Genomic DNA, 15,678 nt, shown 5'->3' with positions numbered 1-15,678 from the left:
AGTTAAACTACCTGTCTCCTGTAGAATATAAGAAACAGGTAGCATAGGTGTTTTTTTCATGTACCAAATTCGTGGGTCAGTTCATTTCCTCTCTGTGGGTGTTTTTTATAAGCTCTTCGGGTCATCTTACCTTTAAGAGGCAGAACTAACCTGATTTCTACCATTTCTTTTGGAATAATATAATGCATCATCAGCTGCTTGAATAAATTGCTCTGGAGATTCTTCATACACTGAAATGCCTACTGAAACTGTAATATTTATTTTTGTTCCATTTAACAACTGAAATGAATGGTTTTCAACAGCTGTACGAACTTGTTCTCCCGTACGCATTCCATAAGCTATTCCCTTTTTTGGTATCAAAAGAGCGAACTCCTCTCCACCTTTTCGAAAGGCCAAATTTGGGAACGATGAAACTTCTCTTAAAATATAACCTATTTGTTTTAATACTTCATCTCCTGCAGGATGTCCATACGTATCATTTACATACTTAAAATGATCAATATCTATAAGTAGTAAACAAAGTGAATCATTCGTCATACGCTTATTACCAATATGACGATTCATCTCTAAATCAAATTGTCTTACGTTTCCTAAACCTGTCAATGCATCTATCGTTGCATATTGCTTCATCGTTTGAAATAACTCATTGGATTGCAATACATAATTTGCACTTATAAATGTGATATATGCTGCAACACTACTACAAACTAAATATAGTGCTACTATAGACATATCCTCAAATAAAATAGAAAGCGGCACTGCTAAAATAAATAAACTGTATACATTAAACCAGACCCACTTTGTAAATATAGAGGCTTTCATCCGCCAAATGAAAGTAATCCCAACACCTATCAATATAATCGTATAACAAGCCAATTCAGAGGCTAAAGAATACTCAGTTAAAAATAATCGGGTAATCAAAATAATTGTAACTGTTATACTACTAGCTATCGGACCTCCGATTATAATTGCCAAAATAACCGCTAAATAGCGTAGATCCAACATAATATTTTCAATATGTACACCAAAGTACATCAACAATACACTTAACATTCCAGTAATAATACCTACTACACATTTCTGCCAAAAAGAGAACTCTTCTTTTAACGGCCTATCTCTTAAAATCTGACCTCCAACAAAAATAAAGGAAAGAATAATTGTTGTATTTACAAATAAGTCCTTTAACATAAAATAATCTCCCTACTTTTCTATCTATCCCTTTCCTTATTTTATTGTATACGAAATACCTATAATTCCCAAAGCTTTTTATTTATTTTTGCTGTTCCACGTGAAACAGCAAAAATAAAAAGGGCGAAAATTCGCCCTTTATTAACAACAACGTGATATCTTTCCACCCTTCGCATTAAATCTAGCTTCTTGCGCTTCTGCAAAAAACTGTTTTTGACATACAACTTCTTCTTCTGGATGATGCTTTTTCATATGCTCTACATATGTTTCATAACTTGGCACCCCAACGAGCAAACTAATAAAGTGTTTTCTTTGTCCCCATACTTGTCGTAGTCTTTTAAGCATAGTTTCTCGACTCACTTTCATCTCTAGGTATATATGGTGCCTCTTTTAGCGACATTGGCTTATTTCTTAATACTTGAATCCAAATTCTAATCGCAGAAATTAATACAGCAATTACAACAATCATAAAAATTCCGCAAAGTGCTGCATCGATATAATCGTTGAAGATGATTTGCTTCATTTGAGCGACATTTTTAGCTGGTGCTAACACTTTCCCTTCATCTAATGCTCCCTGAAACACCTTTGCATGAGATAAAAATCCTATTTTAGGGTTTTCATGAAATAGCTTTTGATAACCCGCCGTCATTGTTACAATAAGCAATCCAACAGTTGGAATAAGCGTCACCCAAACATATGCCTTTTTCCCCATTTTGAACAAAATTGTCGTTCCAAGTAATAATGCAATACCTGCTAACATTTGGTTTGCAATGCCGAAAAGTGGCCATAATGTATTAATCCCACCAAGCGGATCAACTACCCCTTGATATAAGAAATAGCCCCATCCTAATACACATAACGTTGTAGCTATTACATTTGCTAATGTAGAATCCGTTTTCCCAAATGGCTTATATACATGCCCTAAAATATCTTGAATCATAAATCGGCCTACACGCGTTCCAGCATCAATTGTTGTTAAAATGAATAAAGCTTCAAAGAGGATTGCAAAATGATACCAAAATGCCATCATGGCCGTTCCACCTATTACTTGCGAGAAAATATATGCCATACCTATCGCTAACGTTGGCGCACCACCTGTACGTGATAAAATCGTTTGCTCTCCAACGTTCACAGCGAGATCTTTTAATTCATTTGGTGTAATAGCAAATCCCCATGAAGAAATAACTTGAGCTGCTTGAGAGACATCCGTACCGATAAGTGCTGCTGGGCTATTGATTGCAAAGTAAGTTCCTGGTGTTAATACACAAGCTGCAATCATCGCCATCGCGGCTACAAACGACTCCATTAACATCGCTCCGTAACCGATTGGCTGTGCGTGTCCCTCTTGCTCAATCATCTTCGGCGTCGTACCTGATGAAACGAGAGCATGGAATCCAGACACTGCACCACAAGCAATTGTAATAAATAAGAATGGGAATAAGTTTCCGGAGAACACGGGACCAGTTCCATCAATAAATTTTGAAACTGCCGGCATTTGTAAATCTGGTGCTACAATTAAAATACCGATTGCTAACCCTACAATTGTTCCAACTTTTAAAAATGTGCTTAAATAGTCACGCGGTGCTAAAAGCATCCAAACTGGTAAGGCCGATGCGATAAATCCATATATAATAAGCATAATAGCAATCGTTTCACCACTAAACGTGAACATACTTGCAAGGGTTGGATTTTCGGCTACATACTGCCCTCCAATAAGAGACAATATAAGTAGGATAATTCCGATTGCTGACCCTTCGCCAACCCGTCCAGGCCTAATGTAGCGCATGTATACTCCCATTAAAATAGCGATAGGAATCGTCGCTGCTATTGTAAACATTCCCCAAGGACTTCCGACAAGCGCCTTTACTACTACTAATGCTAATACCGCTAATAAAATAATCATAATGCCTAAAATGCCAATCATTGCAATGAGCCCTGTAACAGGACCGATTTCATCTTTAATCATTTCTCCTAAAGATTTACCATTACGTCTCATCGAAGCAAATAAAATTACAAAATCTTGCACAGCTCCAGCGACAACTACCCCAACAATAATCCATATTGTCCCTGGTAAATAACCCATTTGCGCTGCCAAAATCGGTCCTACTAACGGTCCTGCCCCAGCAATCGCTGCAAAATGATGCCCAAATAATACCCATTTATTTGTCGGAACATAGTCCTTTCCATCGTTTAATGTATGGGCTGGTGTTTGCCGATTATTATCTAAACCGAATACCTTTCTCGCTATAAATCTACTATAAAATCGATAAGCAACTGCATATACACATACCGCAGCTACTAAGAGCCACACGGCATTAATAGTTTCACCTTGCGATAAAGCTATTACACCAAAAGCACCCGCTCCTACTGCTGCAATAACTCCCCAAAGCAAAATCGACTTCAATGTTCTCACATACAATTCCCCCAATACTATTTCTTAGTGGGATTGTACTAAATTTTCTGAATATTTAACTTAAATCCTCCTTATCATGAAGGATTTTTAGTTTATCATGTTAAAAAGTTCGCATTATCTACTATAATTCAATTTTATTTCGGAGTTTTTTCACATAATTACGACTAACTGGAATCGGTTGCTCATCATATTTATCTAAATACAAATTATATGTGCCATTATAGTAAGGTTTTAACTCTTGTACATATGACATGTTAATTAAATAACTTTTATGCACACGTAAAAAATCATATACATTTAGCTTATTTTCCAGCTCCTGAAGTGTATATGTTGAAATATACTGATTATTTGTTGTATAAATTGAAACCGTTTTGTTTTCCTTATTTTTGCTTACATATACAATATCTTCAGGGAAAATATACCGAATCCCCTCTTGACCTTCTATCGGCAGTTTTCGTAAATAACTCTTTGCTTTCTCGCCTTGCTCTTTCCCCATTCTATATAAAAGGAATTGCAAATCTTCTTCGCGAAATGGGCGTAGTAAATAATAAAATGCTTGAAAACGAAATGCCGTAATCGACTCTTCTATATCTTCACCCATAAAAATAAATTTCGTATAACAATTTACTTCACGTAATAAACTTGCATATTCAAAACCTGTTCCATCTAGTAATTTAGAGTTCAAAAAAACAAAATCTGGTGTATGCTTTTTCATGATAAATAATGATTCTGTTCCTGTGTTTGCTTCAAAACATTCTACATTCCTTATATTTTCAGTGAATTTTTCAGCTAAACTTCTTCGCTCTTCTGCTTCTTCCATGATCAGTAAAATTTTCATTCCTTCAACCACCTAATTCCTTTGTCCGTATGTCCTGTTGTATACATTCGCTTTTATAAGGAACATTCCCTTTTTCTTACTATACCATTATTTATCTAAAAAAACAGAAAAAAGGAAACCTTCACGGTTCCCCCCTGCCTTTTTATTCCGCTATCGGTAAGGACCAATAATCAGCGTGGGAATAACCCCTCACTGATTAAAGCCTCATCTTATACTAATTCTCGTTGTTTCGTTTCTTGTCCGAGTACAATTACAGCAAGTACGCCAATTAAAATCGATCCACAGAAAATCGTAAATATTAGTGATAGTGAAGCCTGTGAAGCAACCAAATACCCTACTAATAACGGCCCAAGAATACCGCCAATACGACCAAATGCTGCAGCCATCCCTGCACCTGTACCACGAATAACTGTCGGATACTGTTCAGGTGTATAAGCGTACAATGCACCCCAAGCACCTAAATTAAAGAAGGATAATAACATGCCTGCTACGATTAATACCGTTAATGACTCTGCCACTCCAAACAAGTAAGCACTGCACGCTGTACCGATTAAATACGTAACTAAAACAAATTTACGACCAAGACGTTCAATAAACCAAGCAGCTGTGAAATACCCTGGCAATTGAGCTAACGTCATAATCAGTACGTATTGGAAACTTTTTATTAAGCTAAATCCTTTTAATACCATAACACTAGGTAACCAAAGGAACATCCCATAATAGGAAAAGACAACAGAAAACCATAGAACCCATAACATAATTGTTGCCTTACGGTATTCCCCAGACCAAACTGATTTTATATTTTCAATAACGGACGGTCTTTTTTCAACCTTTTGGAATCTCGGAGAATCCGGTAAATTCCATCTTAAGTATAAAGCATATAGTGCTGGAACCGCACTCAATACCATTGCAACTTCCCAACCATATTTCGGAATAACAAAATAAGAGATAAGAGCTGCAATTAGCCATCCACCTGCCCAAAAACTTTCTAATAGCACAACTATTTTGCCACGTTCATGTGCTTCAACGCTCTCCGATACTAATGTAGAAGCAACTGGAAGTTCTCCGCCAAGCCCCATACCAATTAAAAATCGTAAAACAAGGAACATCGCAAGTGTTGTCGTTAAAGCAGTTAAACCACTACCGATAGAAAATAGTAATAATGTAATAATAAAGACTGATTTCCGTCCTATTTTATCTGATAGTATTCCAAAAATGAGCGCTCCAACTGCCATACCAATTGAATTAATGCTGCCTATCCAGCCCATTTCTTGCGTACTTAATCCCCAATCTTTTTGCAGCGCTACCATTACGAATGAAAGCATTCCAACATCCATTGCGTCAAATAACCATCCAAGCCCTGCTATACCAAGTAGCTTTCGCTTCGAAATTTCTTTCACCTTACCCACAAGAAGTCCTCCTTACACAGCTGTCTTTACACATCATTTTACATGTGTGAATTGTATAAGTAAAATACTTTCGTGTAAAAAAATTCTCCTTCATCATTCCCAAAAAATAAAATACTTATCCCACTATTTGAGCGCCCAGTAAGACCCTTGCCTCAAAATTCAGCTGGAGCAATGAGTAATAGATGATAAAAACCTTACTTGATCAAAAATGGCCAAATAAAAAAGTAGCGATAGGACGCTACTTTTTTGAACGCATGACTTCTTTTAAAAATTCCGCTAATACTAACTGACGACGCCAGCGCGTTGGATTACTACACAATCTATAAAACCACTCTAAATGGATTGCTTGAATCCATTTTGGTGCGCGTTTTACTTCTCCAGCCCATACGTCTAAACTTCCGCCCACTCCAACAGCCATTTTCGTTTCTAAACGATGCTTATTCGTTTGGATAAAGTTCTCTTGTCTTGGGAAACCAAGTGCGACAAGTAATAAATCCGGCTTTGCTTCTTGAATACGAGAAACGATATTCTCTTCTTCTTCTTTTTTAAAATACCCATCTTGTATACCAACAATAGATACAGCTGGATATGTCTTCGTTAGATGATCTGCTGCAGCTTGTACAACATGCGGTTTTGCACCTAATAAGAAAACTGATACTGGTTTACTATCTTCTGATAACGATGCAAGTAAATTACACATTAAATCAAACCCTGCTACACGTTCCTTTACAGGTGTACCTAACATACCACTTGCTTTTACGACTCCAATACCATCAGGTGTAATTAAATCTGCATTTAATAATGTTTGATGGAACGCTTCATCCTTTTTTGCACACATAACAATTTCAGGATTTGCTGTTACTACCTGAAAGGTATGTGTTCGCTCCACTTCTAGTTGTTCTTTTAAATATTGGACCGTTTCATCCATTGTCATTGTAGAAAAAGGAACGCCCAGAATATCAACTGTTTGTACTGCCATAGTTAACTATCCTCTCTATCATTACAAGTTTTTCGCTATTAATTGCTTATATGTTTCCTTTGTATCTTCATATAGTTTTTGAAGTGAGAAGTTCATAGTAGCATGCTCATAAATATGTTTCCCCATTGCTGCTAATTCTCCAGTTTTCCACTTATCATACGCTTCTTCTAAAGCTAATGCTAATGCCTTTCCATCACCTGTTGGCACAATCCATCCGTACGTTTCATCTACAATTAATGGTTCAATTTCTCCCGCCCTAGTCACAATTGATGGTACGCGTTGATTTGCTGCTTCTAATAAAACTAGTGGGAACCCTTCACTATGGGAGGTTAATAAATTTACATGTGACGACGCAAATAATTGTTTTACATCTTGACGATGCCCTAAAAACTCAACTTTATTATTAATCCCTTTTTCAGTAGCCAATGACTTTAGATTTTCTTCTAACGGGCCATCGCCAACTAACAATACTTTAATTTTCTCTAATTTTGTTTGTTGTAACGCATCAAATAGAACTTCATGTCCTTTCACAGGATGCAATCGTGCTACTTGGATTGCCGTAAATACATCTTCATCAATATTGAACATTTCTTTTTTATTATAACCTTCTGCTTTTTCCTTATCATATTCAATTCCATTATAAATAACATGCATCTTTTCATTAGAAATACCTAAAGCAGCTAAACTTTTCTTTAATCTATTTGTTACAACAAAAAATAAATCTATATTTTTTAAGGCTTTCAAATTTAACTTAGTAAAAATCCAACCTTTTAAGCCTTGTTTAGTAAAGTCTTCAAATGGATCACTATGAATAGTCGTTACCCATTTTGCCGTTATTCTCTTTTTCATTAAAGAAACATAGAAATTCGCCCTAGGACCATGCGTATGAACTATATCAAATTTTTCATTATTAATGAATTCACCTATATTCTTTAAAATGGATAAATCATAGCGAGATTTTTGTGAAAACACATGGACTTTTATCCCTAACTCTCTTGCTTCTTTCGCAACAATTCCATCTTCAAATACCGCTAATTCTACTTCACCAGTTGGAAACTGATCAAGAAGTGAAATAATATGTGTTTTCCCTCCCCCATCTTCTGCTCCTGCATTCATATGCAATATCCTCATATTTTTTCCTCCTTTAAATCCTCGCTACATTTCCATCTATCTTTATTTTACTGTACTAAAAAATAAAAGCTAACAAAAGTTAGCTTTTATTTTGATCATTCAATTTCTAAGTCTACAATTAGATAAGCTAACACCACTACAAAGTAAATCCCAACTCCTGGTGCTGTTAAAATATGTCCTGCAATATAAGCAATACCTAATGCTAACAATAAGCTTGCTGCAATCATTCCATATTTTATATTAAATATCTCTTTAAACCTTGTAATAAATACTAGTAGGATTCTTAAGCCGTAATAAATAAATGGAATCATTAGTAATGCAAAACCAATAATCCCAAAGTCATAAAACCAATCGTGGAAGTCCATTTCAATTAGCTTTGGATCTGGCTGCTTTTGTTCATTATATTTAAAATTACCTGCATAACCCATTCCTAATAACTTTTGTGACATTGGCGCTTCTTTAAAGAACTGCTTATGTCTTTCTTCATATACTTGACGTCCGCTGAAAATAAGATTTTCTTGATTTTCTTTCTTTTGCTCTTTCTCAAGCTCTTTCTTAACTTCCTCTTCTATCTTCGCCTTTTCTTCTGGCTTTTCAACTTTATGATGATTTTCTTCTTTTGCTTTAAGTTCTTGCTCTTTTTTCAGCTTTTCTTTAATTTCTTTTTCCTTTTGACCTTGCTGTGCCACATTTTGCTCTGATAAATAGTTATTGTGAATACCCATATTTTGTGCTAATGGCGTTTGTTTAAACGTTCCAACTACACCAGCTAATAGGACAATAGCAATGAATGCATTAAACACAAGAGATCTTTTGTTTGGATTTTTTCTATCAAATAATAATTGTAGTACAATGATTCCGATTGCTGCCGCTAACGTAGCACCAATTGAGCCCATTCCTACTTTCGTACCGACCTGAATTAATGAGTAAATCATTAAAAGCGATGGAATCCAATATAAAACGTGTTTCCAGCTCTTTGTTTTTTGAATAGAATATAGTACCACAATAGGGAAAATAATAGCTAAGATTGAACCTAGTTCATTCCCTGCATAGAACCAACCTCGAGAACCTACCTTCATCCATTCATAACTACCAAAGTCAGTAGATGTTGAAATAGAAATAACCATAATTGCGTTAATGATTAATGTAGCATATACAATACTATTTCGAACCTTATCACTAATATTAACTTTCTTTTTCAATGATTTTAAAGCTAAAATGTATGATCCCAGCATGATATATATATATAATGCTTTCGCAACGAATTTAACTTCTTCACTAAGTACAATAGGATCCTTAACTAGTTTATTATTAATAAATCCTACCCCTAAAACTCCGGCTAATAATATAAGATAAATTAAAAACTTTCTATTTTCCTTCTCTTTTGCCTGAATTAAAATGTAAATACCACCAACAGCCATAATAAGGAATCTTACTAAAATTCCAACGGTAGCACTTGACTTTAATAAAGTGATGCTAAGAGACGTTAATAAATCTAAAACAGGCTGTAAAATAATAAAAAAGAGCAAAAAACGCTCAAATCTAACCCTAGCTTGATTTGCTAACATTCCAAGACCTCCATACAAAATCTTAACATTATCTTTTAATCATAATTTTTTATCATTCAAACACACCTAGCAATTATAACATAACTCATATTCAAATCGAGAACTATTTTTCCAGCTAAAACTAGCCAGGACAAGTATTAATCAGTAATAGAAATTACTGTCCTTTAGCTATACTCCCTATTTTTACAAAAGCTATCTAACAACCATCCCCTTATTTTTGTCAGTATATACATATTTTTTTATCATTTTATACAGATGTAAATAACATATCTAACATTGTAACATTTTACCAACTAGGTAACATCAAAAAAATGTAAAATTAATCTTTTCATATCTTTTTCAAATTACTTTATAGCTATTTTCCAAACATTTTCAAACGCTTTCTTTATGTATTTTATCCGTTTTTCTACATGTAGCGAAAAGTAATTGTTATTTCCAATACTTTAGTGTATATTTTTTCTCTGGAACATCTTTAAGAGGAAGGGATTAAGGCCATGTTATTAATCGATATATTTACGTTTCTTGGCATTATCGCCGCTGCCATTTCTGGTACATTAGTTGGTTTAAAAAAAGATTTAGATTTATTTGGTGTCCTTTGTTTAGCTGTAGCTACTGCGCTCGGCGGCGGTATTATTCGTGATATTATGATCGGTAACCTGCCTCCCGTCGCATTTGTTAAACCCATTTACTTTTTCGTAAGCGTATTATCAGCATTATTTACTTGTATGTTTTTTGAGCGTATCAATAAACTTCAAGTTGTTATTATGCTTTCTGATGCTGTTGGCTTAGGTGTTTTTACAGCTATTGGTGCAAATGCGGCAATGTCACATCATGTTGACGCCTCATTTTTAGTTGTTTCAATGGGAGTCATTACAGGTATTGGAGGCGGTATTTTGCGTGACATTTGCGCTCAAGATATCCCCTACGTATTCCGAAAAGAAATTTACGCCATCGCTTCTATTTTAGGAGCAATTAGTTTCCTAATCACATATGCAATGGGGGCACACGTATTGGCTTTCTATGTTTGTTTACTAGTAACATTCATTATTCGTGTTGTCACTGTCATATATAATGTACATTTCCCAGTTTTCTTTAAAACACATGCTAAAATTAATAAAGGTCATTAAGAGAATTCTATATGGAATTCTCTTAATTTATATACTATTCTACACACCAATATAGAGTAATTGTATATAAAAATATATAATTATATTAGAACTAAAAAATGAAAACGCTTTACAAACAGGGGGAAGAACGATGCTTGGGGTTTTTAAAAAACATAACAATAAAACAAACGTCAGTATACTTGAATTAAGTAAGAATCAACAAATCACTTTTAACGTTCCTACTAATTCTGAACTGAAAATTCAAATGGATATGCTACATATTTCAAAAGAAGATTTACAAATCGTAAAGGTACTACAGCCCTTTATTTATGAAGAAATTGATTGGATTACTGAAAAATTCTATTCCAATATTACAAAACAGCCTAATTTAATTACGATTATCGAACGTTATAGCTCTATTCCAAAACTAAAGCAAACTTTAAAAACACATATAAAAGAATTATTTAGCGGAGATATGCATGAAGACTTTATTGAACAACGTGTTAGAATTGCCAAAAGACATGTACAAATTGGGTTACATAGAAAATGGTATACTGCCGCTTATCAAGAATTATTCCGCTCTATCATGAAGATTTTAAAAACGAAAATTACAACAATTGACGATTTTTCTTATTCCATAAACGTAATAAATAAATTATTTACTCTTGAACAAGAACTCGTTATTGCGGCTTATGAATCTGAATATGAAAGAATGCAAAAAGAACTTGAAAAAGAAAAAGAAATAACAGCTATGACCATTACGCATATTGCAACAGAACTAGCATCTGTATCTGAAAAAACAAGCGCTTCTATTCAGCAGTTAACCGCTAAATCTGAAACGATTGTAGAGATTGCTAAAACAGGTACGTCATTAGCTACAACATCAGAAGAAAAAGCAAATAAAGGTAAAGAACAATTAAATGAGCAAAATAAACGAATGGAATACATTCAAACGAACATGGAAACGATTATTACAGATACGCATGAACTTCTCGATATTTCTAACAAAATTAACGAAATTATAGATATTGTAAAATCAATTGCAGAGCAAACAAATTTACTCGCACTAAATGCTGCAATTGAATCTGCGCGTGCTGGGGAATTTGGCAAAGGCTTTTCTGTTGTAGCTGGAGAAATTAGAAAGTTATCAGAGCAAACGAAAGAATCTATATTTAACGTTACAAAGCTCGTTGAAAAAACAAATGAACAGATTGTTCGTGTCTCTTCTTCCGTGAAACAAATTAGCTCTCTCGTATCTGAAGGAACTGATAGTATGTCTGCAACGGATCAATACTTCCAAGAAATCGTAAAAGACATGTCTAACTCGAAAGAACAGAATAAAAAAATTGAAAATGAGTTAGAAACCATTTCACAAGTAATGAAAGGAATTCAAGACGATTCCTCAAAAATGGCTCTAACAGCCGATAGTTTACAACTGGAATTAAATCGATAGAGTGAAGTTTATGTCAGTAGAGATATTTTATCCCTGCTGACTCTTAGCTTTCATCTTCTATCCATAAAAAAAGAATCCAAACTGGATTCTTTTTATTTTCTGAAAAATATTTTTTGACAATACACATAACTCATATAAACACCAAAGCTCTGCAAAATAAACAATGCTGGCATAATTACATTGTAATATGCCATATCTACTTGGAAGAGCTTTAACAATACGTAGCCACTAGTTAAAAATAAGAACAACATATATCCCTCATTTTGTTGTTTCTTAATAAGGAAGTGTAATAGAGCTATAGTCATAAACAATGTTACGGCTATATATATCAGTTTTTCACATTTAAAAAGAATAGAATTTATTCCCTCATCTGAAAACTGATTTATCATCGGTTCTAAAAGTTTAAATCTTTCTCCCTCAATCTCTTTTAACTTTTGATCAATATGCTCTGTTACACTTTGATTTTTCGATACTCTTTCCTCATGTTGCGTTTTTCCAATTAAGACAGATTGAACATACGTCTCATTCGTAATCGTATATTGTGACAGTCCCATTGTCTTAATTCCATAATTCACACTAAAATGAGCACTATAAAATAGAATAAGTACCCCTATCGTCTTTAGTAACACTTTTTGTTTCGTTGCTGATTGAAACACTTCAATTAATAATACATATATCGTGATAAAAATAGGAAGAAATAATCCCATTGGGAAAATCATATTACTAAATGCAAATAAAATCGCTGAAAACACCCACATATAAGGATGATCTAATCCTTTATATAAAAGTATGTAGCAAGCAAAATAAAATAAAAATATTGCAAGTGACTCAGGAGTTAATACGGAACTCATGAATATATTTGGAATATACAGAGCATAAAATGTGGAAGCAATACGACCGCATTCTTCTCCAAAAACTATTGCCGCAATACGATAAATAAAAAATGCAGTTCCTGCGCAAAATAACACATTAAATAGTTGTAAAGCGAATAATGTATCACCAAATATACGAATAATTACTGACTCATATATAATAAACGGCAAATGAGTTACAGTCCCTATATTATTACCAATTGCAATCTCCTTTGCAGACTCATACATCACTTTCAGATCACCAATTATTGGAGCGTCTACAAATAACAGCATACTAAGCCTCACAACTATAGATATACTTATAAGAAAAATAAGAAATTGTTTGTCTGTAAAACGATATTGTAGAATTGATGCCACTAACAAAATGAGTATGACGAAAATTGCCAATATGATTGTTACACTTGTTGTACTTCCCCCAAAAAATTGCTTACTTGTCTCAAATGCTGTCCAACAACTATAAACAAAAAATGCAAGCATCGCACCAATCGTAATTTTATTGAAGAAAGATGAAAAATTTGTTTGTATATGATTCATATGTCCATTGCACCTCTATTTCCATTCATAACAAAACGATTCTATCATGAATGGGTACACGGCTGATAGGGAATTTCTATGACAAATACATAGTCATTACTTTTTGCTTGCAATGTAAGCGAATCCTCTTTTACACTACATTTTAGATAAAATAAATTTTCTTTCAGTTACATGAATACAAATACAGAAGTTTAAATAATCCTCTTTTGGAATACGCTTTACTTTATTAAATATCTAATATGAGTAATCCACTTACACATATTATTCTGATTGAAAACAGACTATAGGGGCTGAATATATGGAAAAGAAATTCATGCGAGAATCTAAAGCAATTAAAACAACACGTGTTTTTCCTAACGATTTAAATAATCACCAAACACTTTTTGGAGGGAAATTATTAGCAGAAATTGATAGTATTGCTTCAATTGCGGCTGCAAGACATAGTCGTAAACATTGCGTAACAGCATCTATTGATTCAGTTGATTTTTTAACTCCAATTCACCAAGCTGATTCTGTTTGTTATGAAGCATTTGTATGTTATACAGGGAAATCTTCAATGGAAGTTTTCGTAAAAGTAATCGCAGAAAATTTATTAGCAGGCGAGCGTAGAATTGCTGCTACTTGCTTTATTACATTTGTGGCAATAAAAGATGGAAAACCTTCGTCCGTACCACAAGTACTTCCTGAAACTCAGGAAGAACATTGGTTACACACAACCGGTTTAGAACGCGCGGAAAATAGAAAAAAAGGACGTTTAAAAAGTAAAGAGATGGCTGAAGTTTTAACTTTAAGTAAGCCATGGAATATATAATAAGATACTCTCACTTCATACATGCACAGGTTTATTTCATCCTTGCATGTATTTTTTTATCGTAAAAAATTCTATCTCTTATCTTTTATTTACTGTTTGCCTCCTAAACAACCCACCAGTTTTTCCTTTATTTTGCTATACTATTAATGGTATATTAGATAAGGTTCGTTTAAAAATAACTATAATATAATTAAGTATATAAGGGATGGTGCGATAATGTCTATTGAGGTACCAATTTCAATACCAAAAACGTTAATTATTATTCCTGCGTATAACGAGGAAGAAGCAATTGCAGATACATTAACAAGATTATTAAAACTAAAACAGCATTTTACAGGATTAAGCATTTGCGTTATTAATGATGGATCACATGATAAAACAGCTCAAATCGTAAATGATTTTCCTGTTCATCTTGTGAACTTACCATATAACCTAGGTATTGGATCAGCTGTACAAACTGGTTATAAATACGCTTATGAGAATGGATATGATATTGCGATTCAGTTCGATGCTGATGGGCAACATAATCCTGATGACTTGTACAAAATTATAAAACCTATTGCTGAAGACCAATGCGATATGGTGCTAGGTTCACGTTTTACAGAGAAAACAGCCTATAAAGGTAGTATTTCCAGAAGAATTGGTATTTTTTATTTTACTGCTCTACTGAAAGTCCTAACAAAACAAACCTTTATGGATCCAACTTCTGGGTATCGTGCTATCAATCGAGAAGTAATTAAGATTTTTGCACATAATTATCCAAAAGATTATCCAGAACCAGAGGTCCTTATTCATTTAAAAAAGAAAAAATTACGCATTAATGAAATCTCCGTAAATATGCAAGAGCGCCAAGGGGGACAATCTTCTATTACACCCCTTAAATCTGCATATTACATGATTAAAGTAAGTCTCGCTATATTGATGCAAAAAATTGTGAAAGGTTGATAATAAATGCCTATAATTACCTTTTCATTTATCTTCATTCTATTATTATTTTTATTAATTATTAATTCCATTCGTCGTGGAGCTTTAGAAACTAAATATGCCATTTTGTGGATTTTCGTTTGTGTTTCAATGGCAATTTTAAGTTCTACTGAAAAAATTATAAATTGGATTGGACAACTATTACACGTAGAATATCCTCCATCTGTTTTATTCTTATTTGGACTATTATTCTGTTTCATCTTAATTTTTGACTTAACAAGAAAAATTTCTAAATTACATCATCAACTTGTAACGTTAACGCAAGATTATGCGTTATTAAAGCAAAAATTAAAAGTAACGCAACCTGAAACCGATAACGAATAGTTTTCTATTTAAATATGAATATATACAAAAAACATCTTAATTTTTTTAAAAAATTAAGATGTTTTTTA

14 protein-coding genes and 1 pseudogene are annotated in these 15,678 nt (G+C 33.7%); 6 read left to right on the top strand and 9 right to left on the bottom strand.

Translation table 11 applies throughout. The annotated features are described in order from the left end of the window. Positions 1-132 precede the first annotated feature (132 nt). The 8 genes from COL05_RS10555 to COL05_RS10515 form a co-directional block, all read right to left on the bottom strand. The gene (locus COL05_RS10555; protein WP_098668577.1) at positions 133-1,188 is read right to left on the bottom strand and encodes a GGDEF domain-containing protein; all 1,056 of its coding nucleotides are present in this window, start codon (positions 1,186-1,188) and stop codon (positions 133-135) included. Between the two features lie 141 nt (positions 1,189-1,329). Beyond that, positions 1,330-1,533 (bottom strand): YbdD/YjiX family protein, encoded by a 204-nt coding sequence (locus COL05_RS10550; protein ID WP_000919824.1) that lies wholly within the window; start codon positions 1,531-1,533, stop codon positions 1,330-1,332. Continuing rightward, positions 1,526-3,601 (bottom strand): carbon starvation protein CstA, encoded by a 2,076-nt coding sequence (cstA, locus tag COL05_RS10545; RefSeq protein ID WP_098668575.1) that lies wholly within the window; start codon positions 3,599-3,601, stop codon positions 1,526-1,528. The genes COL05_RS10550 and cstA overlap by 8 nt, the downstream gene beginning before the upstream one ends. A 121-nt stretch (positions 3,602-3,722) precedes the next feature. Next, positions 3,723-4,439, bottom strand: coding sequence for a LytR/AlgR family response regulator transcription factor (locus COL05_RS10540; protein WP_098668574.1), 717 nt, complete (start codon positions 4,437-4,439; stop codon positions 3,723-3,725). Positions 4,440-4,648: 209 nt separating this feature from the next. After that, positions 4,649-5,848 (bottom strand): MFS transporter, encoded by a 1,200-nt coding sequence (locus COL05_RS10535; RefSeq protein ID WP_098668573.1) that lies wholly within the window; start codon positions 5,846-5,848, stop codon positions 4,649-4,651. A 238-nt stretch (positions 5,849-6,086) separates the two neighbouring features. Then, positions 6,087-6,827, bottom strand: coding sequence for a WecB/TagA/CpsF family glycosyltransferase (locus tag COL05_RS10525; RefSeq protein ID WP_098668572.1), 741 nt, complete (start codon positions 6,825-6,827; stop codon positions 6,087-6,089). A 21-nt stretch (positions 6,828-6,848) separates the two neighbouring features. Beyond that, complete coding sequence (locus COL05_RS10520; protein ID WP_098668571.1) at positions 6,849-7,958, bottom strand: glycosyltransferase family 4 protein; 1,110 nt, start codon at positions 7,956-7,958, stop codon at positions 6,849-6,851. Between the two features lie 95 nt (positions 7,959-8,053). Further along, positions 8,054-9,526 (bottom strand): O-antigen ligase family protein, encoded by a 1,473-nt coding sequence (locus tag COL05_RS10515; RefSeq protein WP_098668570.1) that lies wholly within the window; start codon positions 9,524-9,526, stop codon positions 8,054-8,056. A 494-nt stretch (positions 9,527-10,020) separates the two neighbouring features. On the opposite strand from COL05_RS10515, the gene COL05_RS10510 reads away from it, so the two are divergent. The 3 genes and pseudogenes from COL05_RS10510 to COL05_RS32295 all read left to right on the top strand — a co-directional run bounded on the left by COL05_RS10510 (position 10,021) and on the right by COL05_RS32295 (position 12,085). After that, positions 10,021-10,653 carry a trimeric intracellular cation channel family protein gene (locus COL05_RS10510; protein ID WP_000924376.1) on the top strand — a complete coding sequence of 211 codons (633 nt, stop codon included), beginning with the start codon at positions 10,021-10,023 and terminating at the stop codon, positions 10,651-10,653. A gap of 130 nt (positions 10,654-10,783) precedes the next feature. Beyond that, positions 10,784-11,281 (top strand): annotated as a pseudogene (locus tag COL05_RS32300) (protoglobin family protein); the annotation flags it as partial. A 63-nt stretch (positions 11,282-11,344) separates the two neighbouring features. Then, positions 11,345-12,085 carry a methyl-accepting chemotaxis protein gene (locus COL05_RS32295; protein ID WP_370530095.1) on the top strand — a complete coding sequence of 247 codons (741 nt, stop codon included), beginning with the start codon at positions 11,345-11,347 and terminating at the stop codon, positions 12,083-12,085. Between the two features lie 92 nt (positions 12,086-12,177). Here the strand turns inward: COL05_RS32295 and COL05_RS10500 are convergent, their stop codons facing one another. Further along, on the bottom strand, positions 12,178-13,491 hold the full coding sequence (locus tag COL05_RS10500) for an ArnT family glycosyltransferase (protein WP_098668568.1): 1,314 nt from the start codon (positions 13,489-13,491) through the stop codon (positions 12,178-12,180). Positions 13,492-13,789: 298 nt separating this feature from the next. Here COL05_RS10500 and COL05_RS10495 point away from each other — a divergent pair, with 298 nt between their 5' ends. The 3 genes from COL05_RS10495 (at position 13,790) to COL05_RS10485 (ending at position 15,610) form a co-directional block, all read left to right on the top strand. Continuing rightward, positions 13,790-14,302 carry an acyl-CoA thioesterase gene (locus COL05_RS10495; protein ID WP_000412126.1) on the top strand — a complete coding sequence of 171 codons (513 nt, stop codon included), beginning with the start codon at positions 13,790-13,792 and terminating at the stop codon, positions 14,300-14,302. Between the two features lie 216 nt (positions 14,303-14,518). Then, positions 14,519-15,247: a glycosyltransferase family 2 protein gene (locus COL05_RS10490; protein WP_098668567.1), complete on the top strand. Its 729-nt coding sequence runs from the start codon at positions 14,519-14,521 to the stop codon at positions 15,245-15,247. A gap of 6 nt (positions 15,248-15,253) precedes the next feature. After that, positions 15,254-15,610, top strand: a complete 357-nt coding sequence (locus COL05_RS10485; RefSeq protein WP_098668566.1) for a DUF2304 domain-containing protein — start codon at positions 15,254-15,256, stop codon at positions 15,608-15,610. Positions 15,611-15,678: the final 68 nt, after the last annotated feature.

The organism is Bacillus sp. AFS059628 (assembly GCF_002571225.1).
Classification (GTDB): domain Bacteria; phylum Bacillota; class Bacilli; order Bacillales; family Bacillaceae_G; genus Bacillus_A.
The sequence above is the reverse complement of the archived record's forward strand: the minus strand, read 5'-3'. Positions and strand labels throughout refer to the sequence as shown.

What these genes read in the sequence shown, in the direction of transcription:
- COL05_RS10520 (WP_098668571.1), bottom strand. Translation starts at nt 7,958, where the DNA reads ATGAGGATATTGCATATGAATGCAGGAGCAGAAGATGGGGGAGGGAAA.
- COL05_RS10485 (WP_098668566.1), top strand. Translation starts at nt 15,254, where the DNA reads ATGCCTATAATTACCTTTTCATTTATCTTCATTCTATTATTATTTTTA.
- COL05_RS10495 (WP_000412126.1), top strand. Translation starts at nt 13,790, where the DNA reads ATGGAAAAGAAATTCATGCGAGAATCTAAAGCAATTAAAACAACACGT.
- COL05_RS10510 (WP_000924376.1), top strand. Translation starts at nt 10,021, where the DNA reads ATGTTATTAATCGATATATTTACGTTTCTTGGCATTATCGCCGCTGCC.
- COL05_RS32295 (WP_370530095.1), top strand. Translation starts at nt 11,345, where the DNA reads ATGCAAAAAGAACTTGAAAAAGAAAAAGAAATAACAGCTATGACCATT.
- COL05_RS10490 (WP_098668567.1), top strand. Translation starts at nt 14,519, where the DNA reads ATGTCTATTGAGGTACCAATTTCAATACCAAAAACGTTAATTATTATT.
- COL05_RS10555 (WP_098668577.1), bottom strand. Translation starts at nt 1,188, where the DNA reads ATGTTAAAGGACTTATTTGTAAATACAACAATTATTCTTTCCTTTATT.
- COL05_RS10550 (WP_000919824.1), bottom strand. Translation starts at nt 1,533, where the DNA reads ATGCTTAAAAGACTACGACAAGTATGGGGACAAAGAAAACACTTTATT.
- COL05_RS10515 (WP_098668570.1), bottom strand. Translation starts at nt 9,526, where the DNA reads ATGTTAGCAAATCAAGCTAGGGTTAGATTTGAGCGTTTTTTGCTCTTT.
- COL05_RS10500 (WP_098668568.1), bottom strand. Translation starts at nt 13,491, where the DNA reads ATGAATCATATACAAACAAATTTTTCATCTTTCTTCAATAAAATTACG.
- COL05_RS10540 (WP_098668574.1), bottom strand. Translation starts at nt 4,439, where the DNA reads ATGAAAATTTTACTGATCATGGAAGAAGCAGAAGAGCGAAGAAGTTTA.
- COL05_RS10525 (WP_098668572.1), bottom strand. Translation starts at nt 6,827, where the DNA reads ATGGCAGTACAAACAGTTGATATTCTGGGCGTTCCTTTTTCTACAATG.